At 68.3% G+C, this 12,931-nt stretch carries 13 protein-coding genes; 6 read left to right on the plus strand and 7 right to left on the minus strand.

Going from position 1 to position 12,931, the window contains the following annotated elements; translation table 11 throughout:
- Positions 1-58 precede the first annotated feature (58 nt).
- On the plus strand, positions 59-3,745 hold the full coding sequence (locus tag ACIQLD_RS04660; protein ID WP_402605600.1) for a multifunctional oxoglutarate decarboxylase/oxoglutarate dehydrogenase thiamine pyrophosphate-binding subunit/dihydrolipoyllysine-residue succinyltransferase subunit: 3,687 nt from the start codon (positions 59-61) through the stop codon (positions 3,743-3,745).
- Between the two features lie 63 nt (positions 3,746-3,808).
- Here the strand turns inward: ACIQLD_RS04660 and ACIQLD_RS04665 are convergent, their stop codons facing one another.
- From ACIQLD_RS04665 to ACIQLD_RS04675, 3 genes are read right to left on the minus strand one after another with little or no spacing between them, the layout of a single operon-like run.
- Positions 3,809-5,110: a GNAT family N-acetyltransferase gene (locus ACIQLD_RS04665; protein ID WP_402605603.1), complete on the minus strand. Its 1,302-nt coding sequence runs from the start codon at positions 5,108-5,110 to the stop codon at positions 3,809-3,811.
- 33 nt (positions 5,111-5,143) lie between these two features.
- Positions 5,144-5,389 (minus strand): zf-HC2 domain-containing protein, encoded by a 246-nt coding sequence (locus tag ACIQLD_RS04670; protein ID WP_021199864.1) that lies wholly within the window; start codon positions 5,387-5,389, stop codon positions 5,144-5,146.
- The gene (locus ACIQLD_RS04675) at positions 5,386-6,048 is read right to left on the minus strand and encodes a sigma-70 family RNA polymerase sigma factor (protein WP_402605605.1); all 663 of its coding nucleotides are present in this window, start codon (positions 6,046-6,048) and stop codon (positions 5,386-5,388) included. The genes ACIQLD_RS04670 and ACIQLD_RS04675 overlap by 4 nt, the downstream gene beginning before the upstream one ends.
- 70 nt (positions 6,049-6,118) lie before the next feature.
- Here ACIQLD_RS04675 and aroA point away from each other — a divergent pair, with 70 nt between their 5' ends.
- The 3 genes from aroA to bcp are packed head-to-tail and all read left to right on the plus strand — an operon-like array spanning position 6,119 to position 8,991.
- Entirely contained in the window at positions 6,119-7,435 is a 1,317-nt protein-coding gene (gene aroA, locus ACIQLD_RS04680) for a 3-phosphoshikimate 1-carboxyvinyltransferase (RefSeq protein ID WP_402605607.1), read from the plus strand.
- Positions 7,436-7,437: 2 nt separating this feature from the next.
- Positions 7,438-8,508 carry a ribosome small subunit-dependent GTPase A gene (gene rsgA / locus ACIQLD_RS04685; RefSeq protein WP_402605609.1) on the plus strand — a complete coding sequence of 357 codons (1,071 nt, stop codon included), beginning with the start codon at positions 7,438-7,440 and terminating at the stop codon, positions 8,506-8,508.
- Between the two features lie 9 nt (positions 8,509-8,517).
- Entirely contained in the window at positions 8,518-8,991 is a 474-nt protein-coding gene (gene bcp, locus ACIQLD_RS04690; RefSeq protein WP_402605611.1) for a thioredoxin-dependent thiol peroxidase, read from the plus strand.
- 39 nt (positions 8,992-9,030) lie between these two features.
- Here the strand turns inward: bcp and ACIQLD_RS04695 are convergent, their stop codons facing one another.
- Positions 9,031-9,417 (minus strand): hypothetical protein, encoded by a 387-nt coding sequence (locus ACIQLD_RS04695; RefSeq protein ID WP_402605613.1) that lies wholly within the window; start codon positions 9,415-9,417, stop codon positions 9,031-9,033.
- A gap of 230 nt (positions 9,418-9,647) precedes the next feature.
- Here ACIQLD_RS04695 and ACIQLD_RS04700 point away from each other — a divergent pair, with 230 nt between their 5' ends.
- On the plus strand, positions 9,648-9,896 hold the full coding sequence (locus tag ACIQLD_RS04700) for a WhiB family transcriptional regulator (protein ID WP_017203224.1): 249 nt from the start codon (positions 9,648-9,650) through the stop codon (positions 9,894-9,896).
- 63 nt (positions 9,897-9,959) lie between these two features.
- Here ACIQLD_RS04700 and ACIQLD_RS04705 read toward each other — a convergent pair whose 3' ends face one another.
- Complete coding sequence (locus ACIQLD_RS04705) at positions 9,960-11,444, minus strand: sensor histidine kinase (RefSeq protein ID WP_402605615.1); 1,485 nt, start codon at positions 11,442-11,444, stop codon at positions 9,960-9,962.
- A 24-nt stretch (positions 11,445-11,468) separates the two neighbouring features.
- The gene (locus tag ACIQLD_RS04710; RefSeq protein WP_402605617.1) at positions 11,469-11,855 is read right to left on the minus strand and encodes an Rv3235 family protein; all 387 of its coding nucleotides are present in this window, start codon (positions 11,853-11,855) and stop codon (positions 11,469-11,471) included.
- Positions 11,856-11,985: 130 nt separating this feature from the next.
- Between ACIQLD_RS04710 and ACIQLD_RS04715 the strand changes: the two genes are divergently transcribed.
- On the plus strand, positions 11,986-12,597 hold the full coding sequence (locus tag ACIQLD_RS04715) for a hypothetical protein (protein ID WP_402605619.1): 612 nt from the start codon (positions 11,986-11,988) through the stop codon (positions 12,595-12,597).
- Here ACIQLD_RS04715 and ACIQLD_RS04720 read toward each other — a convergent pair.
- A complete protein-coding gene (locus ACIQLD_RS04720; protein ID WP_402605621.1) occupies positions 12,585-12,863 on the minus strand; it encodes a helix-turn-helix domain-containing protein in 279 nt (92 codons plus the stop codon). The genes ACIQLD_RS04715 and ACIQLD_RS04720 overlap by 13 nt on opposite strands.
- Between the last annotated feature and the right edge of the window lie 68 nt (positions 12,864-12,931).

Genomic DNA, 12,931 nt, shown 5'->3' on the forward strand with positions numbered 1-12,931 from the left:
GCATCCTGCGTCGACGTCCGCACCAGAGAGCTTCAGCGATGAAAGAGGGCGATCGAGAGTGTCGAACCAGGTGACCGGCGTCAACGGCGACGGGGGGTTCGGAGCCAATTCCTGGCTCGTTGAAGAGCTCTACGAGCAGTTCAAGGTGAACCGCGACTCCGTCGACAAGGAGTGGTGGCCCATCCTGGAGAAGTACCACTCCGAGACGGCATCGGCCGCCCCCGCGGCAGCGCCCGAGGCACAGGCGCCGACGGCTCATCCCGTCACGGCGCCGATCCCCGTGATCGGCTCGCAGCCGGTGGCCCGCACGACGGCCAAGCCCGCTGCCGCCGCTCCGATCCCGGCACAGGCCCCGAAGCCGGCGGCGAAGTCCGAGTCCACGCAGGCCCCGGCCCCCGTTGACGAGGACAAGGTCACGCCGCTGCGCGGTCTGCCCAAGACCCTCGCCGCGAACATGGACGAGTCGCTCACCGTTCCGACCGCAACCAGCGTGCGCACGGTGCCGGCGAAGCTGATGATCGACAACCGCATCGTCATCAACAACCACATGGCGCGTACCCGCGGCGGCAAGATCAGCTTCACCCACCTCATCGGCTGGGCGCTCATCCGCACTCTGGACGAGTTCCGCAGCCAGAACGTGTTCTATGCCGAAGTCGACGGCAAGCCCTCCGTCGTCGCGCCGGCGCACGTCAACCTCGGCATCGCGATCGACCTGCCCAAGCCCGACGGTACGCGCGCCCTCATGGTGCCCAGCATCAAGCGCGCCGACACGCTGACCTTCACCGAGTACCTCTCGGCGTACGAAGATCTGGTCACGCGCGCCCGCGGCAACAAGCTGACCGCCGGCGACTTCCAGGGCACCACGGTCTCGCTGACCAATCCGGGCGGCATCGGCACCGTGCACTCCGTGCCGCGTCTGATGAAGGGCCAGGGCTGCATCATCGGCGCCGGCGCCCTCGAGTACCCTGCCGAGTTCCAGGGCGCGAGCGAGAAGACGCTCAACGAACTCGCGATCGGCAAGACGATCACACTGACCAGCACGTACGACCACCGCGTCATCCAGGGCGCCGGCTCCGGAGAGTTCCTCAAGAAGGTCCACGAGCTGCTCATCGGCCAGCGCGGGTTCTACGACGACATCTTCGCGGCCCTGCGCATCCCCTACGCGCCGATCCGGTGGAACCCCGACATCGCCGTCGACCTCGCCGAGCGCGTCGACAAGCAGTCCCGTGTGCAGGAACTCATCAACTCGTTCCGCGTGCGCGGCCACCTGATGGCCGACATCGACCCGCTCGAGTACGTGCAGCGCTCGCACCCCGACCTCGAGATCGAGAGCCACGGCCTCACGTTCTGGGACCTCGACCGTGAGTTCGTCACCGGCGGCTTCGGCGGTCGGCGCATCGCGAAGCTCCGCGACATCCTCGGAGTGCTCCGTGACTCGTACTGCCGCACGCTCGGCATCGAGTACATGCACATCCAGGACCCGGAGCAGCGTCGCTGGTTCCAGGAGAAGGTCGAGGTCAAGTACCAGAAGCCCGGTCACGACGAGCAGCTGCGGGTTCTCCGCAAGCTCAACGAGGCCGAGGCCTTCGAGACCTTCCTGCAGACCAAGTTCGTCGGTCAGAAGCGCTTCTCGCTCGAGGGCGGCGAATCGCTGATCCCGCTGCTCGACGAGATCCTGCAGGGCGCGGCGACCGCCGGGCTCGAGGGCGCGGCGATCGGCATGGCCCACCGCGGCCGCCTGAACGTGCTCACCAACATCGCGGGCAAGACCTACGGTCAGGTGTTCCGCGAGTTCGAGGGCACCCAGACGCCGGGCAACCAGCGCGGATCCGGTGACGTGAAGTACCACCTCGGCACCGAGGGCACCTTCGTCGCCGACGACGACTCCGAGCTCCCGGTGTACCTCGCCGCCAACCCCTCGCACCTCGAGACGGTCGACGGCGTGCTGGAAGGCATCGTCCGCGCCAAGCAGGACCGCAAGCCGATCGGCACCTTCGCCTGGCTGCCGATCCTCGTGCACGGCGACGCGGCCTTCGCCGGTCAGGGCGTCGTGGTCGAGACGCTGCAGATGTCTCAGCTGCGCGGGTACCGCACCGGCGGCACGATCCACGTGGTCGTGAACAACCAGGTCGGATTCACCACGACACCGAACGACGGTCGCACCTCGATCTACTCGACCGACGTCGCCAAGACGATCCAGGCGCCGGTGTTCCATGTGAACGGCGACGACCCCGAGGCCGTCATCCACGTCGCGCAGCTCGCGTTCGAGTATCGCGAGCGCTTCCACCGCGATGTCGTGATCGACCTCGTCTGCTACCGCCGTCGCGGTCACAACGAGGGCGACGACCCCTCGATGACGCAGCCTCTGATGACCGACCTCATCCAGGCCAAGCGCTCCGTCCGCCGCCTGTACACCGAGTCGCTCGTCGGCCGTGGCGACATCACCGAGCAGGAGTACGACGAGGCCAAGGCCGACTTCCAGAACCGTCTGGAGATCGCTTTCGCCGAGACGCACGCCGCCGAGACCGGCGCGCTGCCGGTCGCCCCGGAGCTGCCGCCCGTCGACGACCAGGTCGGCGCCCCGGAGGTCACCGGTGTACCGAGCGAGGTCATCCAGATGATCGGCGACGCCTTCGTGAACAAGCCCGAAGGCTTCACGGTGCACCCGAAGATCCAGCAGCTGCTGGAGAAGCGCCTCGACATGAGCCGCAACGGCGGCATCGACTGGGGCTTCGGCGAACTGCTCGCGTTCGGCTCGTTGCTGGTGGAGGGGACGCCGGTGCGACTCGCCGGTCAGGATGCGCGGCGTGGCACGTTCGTGCAGCGCCACGCGACCCTGCACGACCGCGCGAACGGCCAGGAATGGTTGCCGCTGTCGAACCTCTCCGACTCGCAGGGGCGCTTCTTCGTCTACGACTCGCTGCTCAGCGAGTACGCCGCCCTCGGGTTCGAGTACGGCTACTCCGTGGAGGCCCCCGAGGCCCTCGTGCTCTGGGAGGCGCAGTTCGGCGACTTCGTCAACGGCGCCCAGTCGGTCATCGACGAGTACATCTCCGCCGCAGAGCAGAAGTGGGGTCAGCAGTCCAGCGTGACCCTGCTCCTCCCCCACGGCTACGAGGGCCAGGGACCGGACCACTCCTCTGCACGCATCGAGCGCTTCCTGCAGATGTGCGCGCAGGACAACATGATCGTGTCCCGCCCGTCGACACCAGCCTCGTACTTCCACCTGCTGCGCCGCCAGGCCTACGCTCGTCCGCGCAAGCCGCTGATCGTCTTCACCCCGAAGGCGATGCTGCGTCTGCGCGGTGCGACGAGCCCGGTCGAGGCATTCACGCACGGTCGGTTCGAGCCGGTCATCGATGACGACCGCGGACTCGACCGCGCCGCCGTGAAGCGCGTGCTCGTGCACTCGGGCAAGGTGCACTGGGATCTGCGGGCCGAGCTCGACAAGAACCCGAACCCCGAGGTCGCCCTCGTCCGGCTCGAGCAGCTGTACCCGACGCCGATCGACGAGCTCAAGGCCATCACCGATTCCTACCCGAACGCTGAGCTGGTGTGGGTGCAGGAGGAGCCGGAGAACCAGGGTGCCTGGCCGTTCCTGGCACTCGCGTTCGCCGATGTCCCCGGAGACCGTTCGTTCCGTCCGGTCTCGCGCCCGGCTTCCGCGTCGCCCGCCACCGGGTCGTCGAAGGTCCACGCAGCCGAGCAGGCCGAACTCATCCGCGCGGCGGTCACCCTCGGCTGACCCTCAGATGAGAAGGGGCGCCGCGACTCCGGTCGTGGCGCCCCTTCTCTTTCGCCCTCCGACTCAGTACCAGATGTCGAGCGAAGGCGCCGGGAAGGCGACGAAAGCGCGGTCGAATGCCTCGACCGCCGCAGACTCGGCCGTGATGCGTCCGGCACCGTGCAGAGACGACGCGCGGATTCCTCCGGCGTACAGCGCGGAGAGCGTCGAGATGTCGAGCGTGAGGTCGATCGCAGAACCTCCCGTCGCCGCCTCCACCGTCGCGACACCGGCGTCATCGACGCGCAGACGCCAGTCTCCGCTCGCGAAGCCCAGGGAGTCCTCCACGCGAAGGACCGTGTCGATCGGTGCGGAATAGCGACGGGCGGTCAGAGCGGTCGGCAGATCGAGGATGCGGAGCCACCCATGATCGTGCACCTCCTGCTTCACCCCGCGGGTGTCGTGCACCAGCCACGGCAGCGGGTCGTCGATCGGGCGGAGGTCGGCGACCACCTCGTCGACGAGATCGTGCTGCAGCGCGAACCGCCAGAGAGCCGTGCGCGCATCGTCGGTCTCCGCGACGAGCAGGCGCACGTCCATCCGGAAGCGGAAGGTACCTCCAGCCTCGCCGACGGCGTAGGCCATGACACCGCGCAGCACGCCGTCCTCGTCGAGATAGCGCACCCCACGGGCCTGGTCGCGATCCGGGGTGGGTGCGACACCCGCGTAGCCCTCCCATCGGCCCTGCCAGCCGGGGATCTGTCCAGACGCCCGCCCCCGTGCACGCTCATGCACCGTGCCGAGGTCGGCGGCGAGGGTCTCGCGATCGATGTACTCGAGCCGGCCGGCCGGAGTCGGCCCGCTCCAGCCCGCGCGGCGGGTGTCGACCGTGTGGCGCGCGACCGGGATCGCCGAACCGAAGCCGTAACGCCCGTAGATCGTCGCCTCCGACACGGTGAGCCCGGCGATGGGCACGCCTGCGGACGCTGCCGCGCGCAGTTCGCCCTCGAGCAGCGCGCGGGCGATCCCGCGACGCCGGTGCGTCGCCGAGACCGTGACCACGCTGATGGCCCACATGGGGATCTCCCCACCCGGGATCGTGAGCGGGGTCACCCAGCCGTTGATCGTCGCCACCGGCAGAGCGGTCGCGGGCGGTGTCTTCTCGAACACGCCGATGTTCCGCCGCTCGGCGAACGTCTTGCGCACCTGAGCCAGCATCTCGGTGTTGGGGTCAGAGCCGAGGAAACCCCGGTCGACAGCGCGGGCGAAGGCGGAAGCGCTCGCCTCGTCGTTCAGATCGACGACTCGGTACTCGAGCCCCGATCCGGCCAGTCTTTCCGTCGAGGTGGTGTCAGCGGGTACGTCTCGCGCATCGATGGAGGTCATCCATCCACACTACCGAGGGGCTTCGATGTGCGGTCAGTGCTGGGTCGCCTGAACGGCACGCAGACGGGCGAACACCTGATCACGCAGCTCCTCGGGAGCCGTCTCCTTGCAGGCGCGGGCGATCACATCGGTGAGGGTGGTGGCGACGAGCGCCTCATCCCGGCACGACGGGCAGTTCTCGAGATGCTCGCGGATCTCGGTGTGCTCGGTCTTGCACACCTCGTTGCGGAGGTACTCCTCCAGATCCTGACGGGCTTTGTCGCAGCCGCAGTCGCTCATTTCTTGCTCCTCGTCTCAGCCGCGGCGATGCCCCGCTCAGCGGCGTAATCTGCCAGCAGCTCCCTGAGCATCCGCCTGCCACGATGCAGGCGGCTCATCACGGTGCCGATGGGGGTCTTCATGATGTCGGCGATCTCCTGATAGGCGAAGCCCTCGACATCCGCGAGATAGACCGCGAGACGGAAGTCCTCCGGCACGGCCTGCAGCGCGTCCTTGACGACCGACGCCGGCATGCGGTCGATGGCCTCCGCCTCGGCCGAACGGCTGTGCGACGCCGTGGTCGACTCCGCTCCGCCCAGCTGCCAGTCCTCGAGCTCGTCGATCGTGCCCTGGAACGGCTCCCGCTGGCGCTTGCGGTAGATGTTGATGTAGGTGTTCGTGAGGATCCGATACAGCCACGCCTTGAGGTTCGTGCCCTGGGAGAACGTCGCCCAGGACCCGTAGGCCTTGACGAAGGTCTCCTGCACCAGATCGGCGGCGTCGGCGGGGTTGCGCGTCATGCGCATCGCGGCGGCGTAGAGCTGATCCATGAAAGGGATCGCCTGCTCCTCGAACTCGCGCCGAGGGTCGCCGACGGTGTCTGCGGTTGCGGTGTCATCCATCACCGGCCAGTCTAGGCCGCTGAGGTCGATCAGCTCGCGCTCCAGCGTCGCCGGCATGCTCTCTCCTTCAGGTCGGGAGGCCTGTCTTTCGCGACGAAGCTCCCTGTGTTTACTAAGGTGAGAACCGATGAGCGCTGACAGGTATTCCCCCTCCCGTGTGCAGGGCGCCTATCCCGCGCCCACGACCGACGTGCCCGTGCACGCCGAGCTCACGATCCCCGGTTCCAAATCGCTGACGAACCGCGAGCTGATGATCGCCGCGATCGCCGACGGCCCCGGCCGCCTGGTCGCCCCGTTGCATTCCGACGACTCCGCGCGCATGGTCGATGCCCTGCGTGCGCTCGGCGTGGGCATCGAGGAAGTGGACGCCGGGCACGAGTTCGGTCCCGACCTCGTCGTCACCCCTGCCAAGCTCAGCGGCGGCACCACGATCGACTGCGGTCAGGCCGGCACCGTGATGCGCTTCATCGCCCCGCTTGCCGGACTCGCCGAGCACGACGTGCACCTGACCGCGCACGAGACGGCCCTCCATCGTCCGATGGGCGGCCTGATCAGCGCGCTGCGCGACCTCGGTGTCGACATCGACGACGAGGGCACCTGGGCGCTTCCCTTCACGATCCGCGGCCACGGCCGCATCCGCGGCGGACGCGTCGAGATCGACGCCTCCGCGTCGAGCCAGTTCGTGTCCGGTCTCCTGCTCGCCGCTCCGCGTTTCGACGTCGGCCTCCACCTCGTGCACACCGGCGAGCACCTGCCGAGCCTTCCGCACATCGACATGACGATCGAGGCCCTGAGCCGCCGCGGCATCCGCATCGAGCGCCCCGCGGTCGGCGAATGGCTGGTCGAGGCGGGAGTGCCGCGCGCCAAGGAGATCGCGATCGAACCCGATCTCTCCAACGCCGCACCGTTCCTGGCCGCTGCACTCGTCAGCGGCGGATCGGTGTCGATCACGGGCTGGCCCGCGCACTCCACCCAACCGGGTGCCCTGCTGCCCGAGATCCTGCAGGCCATGGGAGCGCATGTCGGGCGTCACGGTGGCACGCTCACCGTGCGCGCGGGCTCCAGCATCCGCGGCCTCGATCTCGACCTGTCCGCCGCCAGCGAGCTCACTCCGACTCTGGTCGGTCTCGCAGCCTTCGCGGAGTCTCCGACCACGATCCGCGGCATCGGACACATCCGGCTGCACGAGACGGATCGGATCGCCGCCCTGATCGGCAACCTCCGCATGCTCGGCGGCGAGGCCGAGGAATTGCCGGACGGGCTCCGCATCATCCCGCGCCCGCTCCGCGGCGGAAGCTGGGCCGCACATCACGATCACCGCATGGCCACCACCGGAGCGCTCATCGGCCTGCGCGTCCCGGGTGTCGAGATCGACGACATCGGCACCACCGCGAAGACCCTCCCGGAGTTCACGATGCTCTGGGAGCGGATGCTGCGGGGCTGACGATGAGCTGGCTCGACGGCACCGACGACCTCGAAGACGACTTCGAGGACTTCGATGAGAGCAGCATCCGCACCCGCCCCAACCCGAAGGCGAACCGCCCGCGCACCAAACGGCGCCCCGCGCACGAGGATGCGCAGGTAGGCCGCGTGCTCGGCGTCGACCGGGGCAGGTACTCGGTCCTCCTCGACGAAGACACGCCCGAAGAGCGCATGATCACCACCACGCGGGCGCGCGAGCTGCGGCGCATGCCGATCGTCACGGGCGACCAGGCGCGGGTGGTCGGCGACACCTCGGGCGACGAGGGCACGCTCGCACGCATCATCGGCATCGTCGACCGCACCTCGCTGCTGCGGCGCAGCGCCGACGACACCGACCAGGTCGAGCGCGTGATCGTCGCCAACGCCGATCAGATGCTCGTCGTGGTGGCGGCGGCCGACCCCGAGCCCCGCGCCCGCCTCGTCGACCGTTATCTCGTCGCGGCGCTGGACGCCGGTATCCGCCCGCTCCTCGTCGTCACCAAGACCGACATCGCGGATCCGACCGAGTTCCTCACGCACTTCGACGGTCTCGACCTGCGTGTGTTCACCAGCGCACAGGATCAGATGCCCGTCGACGAGATCGGCGAAGCGCTCGTCGGACACTCCACGGTCTTCGTCGGACACTCCGGAGTCGGCAAGTCCACGCTCGTCAACGCGCTGGTGCCGACGGCGCTGCGCGCCACGGGGCACGTGAACCAGGTCACCGGACGCGGGCGGCACACCTCGTCGTCGACAGTGTCCCTGCGCTACGAGGGTGCCAGCGGGACGGGATGGGTGATCGACACCCCCGGGGTGCGCTCGTTCGGGCTCGGCCACGTCGATCCGGCGAACATCCTGGCGGCCTTCACCGAACTCGCCGCGATCGCCGAGAACTGCCCTCGCGGCTGCACGCACCTCGCCGACGCCCCCGACTGCGCCCTCATCGAAGCGACGGAGAGCGGGGAACTGGGCGAGACCGGTCGAGCGCGACTCGATTCCCTGCAGCGGCTGCTGCAGACCTTCGCAGACAAGGCGGAGCAGGCGCCCGGCCGTTAGGCTGGACACGTGACCCAGCGCCTCGAACCAGGAACCGCAGCTCCCGACTTCTCCCTCCTCGACCAGGACGGGAACACCGTCAGCCTGGAAGATCTGCGCGGGCAGAAGACCGTGCTGTACTTCTACCCGGCCGCCATGACCCCCGGGTGCACGACCGAGGCCTGCGACTTCCGCGACAGCATCTCGTCGCTCCAGGGCGCCGGCTACCGCGTGATCGGCATCTCGCGCGACGACCCCGCCACGCTGACGAAGTTCCGCGAGCGCGACGGGCTGACCTTCCCGCTCCTGAGCGACCCCGACCACGCCGTGCACACCGCGTACGGCGCGTGGGGCGAGAAGATGAACTACGGCAAGCTCATCGAGGGCGTCATCCGCTCGACCTTCGTGCTCGACGAAGACGGGAAGATCGCCCTCGCGCAATACAACGTCAAGGCCACCGGCCACGTGGCACGGCTGCGCAAGCAGCTGGGCATCGACGCCTGAACCGCGCCCGAGCCGTCGAGGTCAATCCGACGTCGGAGGTCACTCGGCAGCGCGCTGCGGGCCCTCACGACGTGCGCTCGAGATCAGCAGCACGAACCCGAGCAGGCCGGGAAGCCCGACTCCGAGGGTGAATGTCCACGAGATCGGCTGCAGCGTGAGGGACGCCAGTGCGAGAGCCACGGCGAGCACCTGGAAGACCACTCCCCCGGATCGCGCCCACGACTTCCCGACACGCGTGCCTACGGCGAAGGCGACGAGGGCTGCTGCACCGATCAGCGTCAGCACGATGAGCGCGAGGGCCGTCGGCAGCGAGGCGGCATCGCCTGCCCCGAGGCCGGCGAGTTCGATCACCGCGAACACCAGCAGCGCCACCGCTTCGAGGGCGAGGACCGCCGCCGCCGCGAGAGCGATTCCGGGTGCGCGCACGATGTCTCCCAAGGATCGAAAGAAGAGAAAACCCTTGATTTCACGGTTTTCATGTAACAGAATAGAGAAAGTCATGTGCTCCCACAGCGGCGTGGGGCGAGCTTTCACGCTCGCATCACAATTCGCGGACATTCCGTCCGCATCTCAACAGGGTAGCGGAACCCGAACTACTACCCGAATCCGAGAGGTCGCATCGCGACATCTCTTGAAATCCACACCGAGGAGCCCCCATGGACTGGCGCGATAAGGCCGCCTGCCTGACTGTCGACCCCGAGCTTTTCTTCCCCGTGGGGAACACCGGCCCGGCCGTCGATCAGATCGAGAAGGCGAAGACTGTGTGCGCCACCTGCACGGTCACCGAGATCTGCCTGCAGTACGCCCTGGAGACCAGCCAGGACTCGGGCGTCTGGGGCGGTCTCTCCGAAGACGAACGCCGCGCTCTGAAGCGTCGCGCCGCTCGCGCCCGCCGCGCCTCCTGATCTTCCGGAAGCGGCCTGAGATCGACTCTCAGGCCGCTTCCGTCTGTTCCGGAGCGCCCGCGCTCACCTCTCGAGCCAGCGCAGCGGAATGTCGATGACCACCTCGGTGCCTTCGCCGTCGCTCCCGTGCCACTCGATCGTCCCGCCGAGCTCACCCTGGATGAGGGTGCGGATGATCTGCGTGCCGAGACCCTGCCCGATCCGCCCTTCCGGCAGACCGAGCCCGGTGTCCCGTACCGTCACCCGGAGGTTCTCCTCCGTGCGCTTGGCGTCGATCGTCACGACGCCCTCCTGCCCGGCGAGTCCATGCTCCACAGCGTTGGTCACGACTTCCGTCAGCGCGAGCGCGAGCGGTGTCGCGTACTCGCTCGGCAGCACTCCGAAGCGTCCGGTCGACTGGGTCCGCGCACGCGTGTTGGGTGCCGACGCGACCTCGGCGACGAGCTTGAGCACGCGGTGGAAGACCTCGTCGAAGTCGACCTTCTGCGTGAGCCCCTGGGCGAGCGTGTCGTGCACCACGGCGATGGCGTCCACGCGGCGCATGGCCTGCGTGAGCGCGTCGCGCGCCTCGTCGGAATGCGTGCGACGCGCCTGGATACGCAGCAGCGAGGCCACCGTCTGCAGGTTGTTCTTCACCCGATGGTGGATCTCGCGGATCGTCGCGTCCTTGGTGATGAGCTCCTGCTCCTGATGGCGCAACTCCGACACATCGCGGCAGAGCACGATCGCGCCGATGCGCGTGCCGTGGTCCTTCAGCGGAATCGCGCGCAGCGATACCGTCACGCCGCGGGCTTCGATATCGGTGCGCCACGGAGCGCGCCCCGTGACGACGACGGGCAGCGACTCGTCGACCTGTCGGGAGGGCGGCACGAGCCGAGTGGTCACCTCGGCGAGCGACTCCCCCTCGAGCTCGTCGTCGAAACCCATCCGGTTGAAAGCGGAGAGTGCGTTCGGGCTGGCGAAGGTGGTGATCCCGTCGACATCGATGCGGATGAGACCGTCGGAGGCTCGGGGGGCGCCGCGACGCGGTGACGTCGGTGCGGTGAGGTCGGGGAAGCTCCCGTCGGCGATCATGCGGAAAAGATCGTTGGCGCACTCGTCGAAGGTGATCTGCTGACGCGAAGGCGTGCGCACCTCGCCGAGGTTCGTATGCCGGGTGACCACTCCGATCACCGTCGAGAGGGCATCGGCGCCGCGGCGGACGCTCACGATCGGCACGGCTCGCACCCTGGTCGGCGTCTCTTCGAACCAATCAGGTGAAGAGGAATCGACGATCTCGGCCGACTCGAAGGCGCCCTGCACCTGGGTGCGCCACTGCGGCCGCACCCGCTCTCCGACGATATCGCGATAGAAGAGAGTCGCGGCGCCGCTCGGTCGCGCGTGCGCGACCGCGATGAACGAGCCGTCGTCGGTCTGGATCCAGATCACGATGTCGGCGGAGGCGAGGTCCGCGAGGAGCTGTCCGTCGCCGGCGAGACGGTGGAGCCATTCGACATCGCTGTCGTTCAGGAGTCCCTGGGCATGGGCGAGATCGCTGAGGGTTGACACCTGACCAGCCTACGGTCACATGCCTCAGAGAATCGCCAGCGACGTCGCGCGCCAGCGACGATCGATCCCTTCCAGACGCACGGCGACCGCGCGGGTGCGACCGGGCCCAGCCACCACGACCACGGCCTCGATCACGCCGTCGAGCGGCTCGCTGACCCTCAGCGCTCGGATCTCGAAAGTCGGTCGTGCAGGGGCGACTCCGCGCGCGCTGCGCGCTCGCGCGGAGAGGTTGGCCCGGGTGACGAGACTGCGGAACGCCTCTTCGCTGAACCACCTGGCGAGCTGATCGACCTCTCTGACGCCGGCGAGCACTTCGAGGACACCGTGCGTGAGGCTGCGCAGAAGGGGCACGGGATCAGGGAGCTCGCTGGTCGATGTCGGCTGGGGTGCGAAGTACTCGTGCGGCGTCATGTCGAACTCTCGGTCGGGGAGGTCTGCGAGTGAGCAAGTACAGCACCGCGGCAACCGCGCCGGAGCGGAGACGGACGAAGAATGTGGATAACTCGTATGGCGCGCGGCGAGGTCGCCTACGCTCTGTCGGATGCACTGGGACCGTCTGTTCGAAGACCTCGAAGGCCAGCTGGCCTCGGAATGGGAAGCGGAGCGCGCTGTACTCGACGCCGAGTCCGAGCGGCTGCGCATCGCGCGCCTCGATCTGCGCGCTCGACTGTGGACACTGTGCGGCGTGGGGGCCGACGCCACGATCGACCTCGTCGACGGGCGACGGATTCCGGTCTCGCTCCAGACTCTCGGGGCGGATTGGGTCGCCGTCTCCTCACGCGGCACCGGCGCGGGGCACGGCGCGTCCGTCGCCCTCTTCCTTCCTCTCACGGCGATCGCCGGCATCGCGACGGATCACGGCATGATCCTGGCGAGCCTCGATGCTCCGCCCTCCGCAGACGTGCCGCTTCGAGAGCGGATGACTCTCGGATTCGTGCTGCGTGACCTCGCGAGGCGACGTGTCCCGGTGCACCTCAGCACCCAGGTGGGCGACGACGTCCACGGCACGATAGACCGCGCGGCTGCCGATCACCTCGATCTCGCGGAGCACGACCCAGGAGAGCCCCGACTTGCCGGAGCGGTGCACGGGTTCCGGATCATCCCGTTCTCGTCACTGATCGCGGTACGCGCCCCCGGCGATCAGATGCGGTGAGCCGAAGACGTGCCCCAGACCTCGGGAAAGCTCGCCGTCTGCGACTGACGCCACAACGCCATCCGGCGGGAGTTCTCAGATTCTTCGGCCAGGTACCCGTCGAGGCTGGATTCTTCGACTCGCCAGCGAGGCGGCGAACCCAACTGCGCACCTCGCAGCCTCCCCTCATGCACGAGCAGGATGACCTCGTCGACCCCGATGCTCAGCAACTCGGCCACCTGCGCCGGCGCGAGATAGCGCGGAGCGCGGACGGGAGAGGCGGACATGTCCTCATTCTCCTCCACGGGCCTCCCGTGTACCTGACCGATCGTCCCCTGTGGATAACTCGCCGACC

Source organism: Microbacterium sp. NPDC091662 (genome assembly GCF_044756705.1).
Classification (GTDB): Bacteria; Actinomycetota; Actinomycetes; order Actinomycetales; family Microbacteriaceae; genus Microbacterium.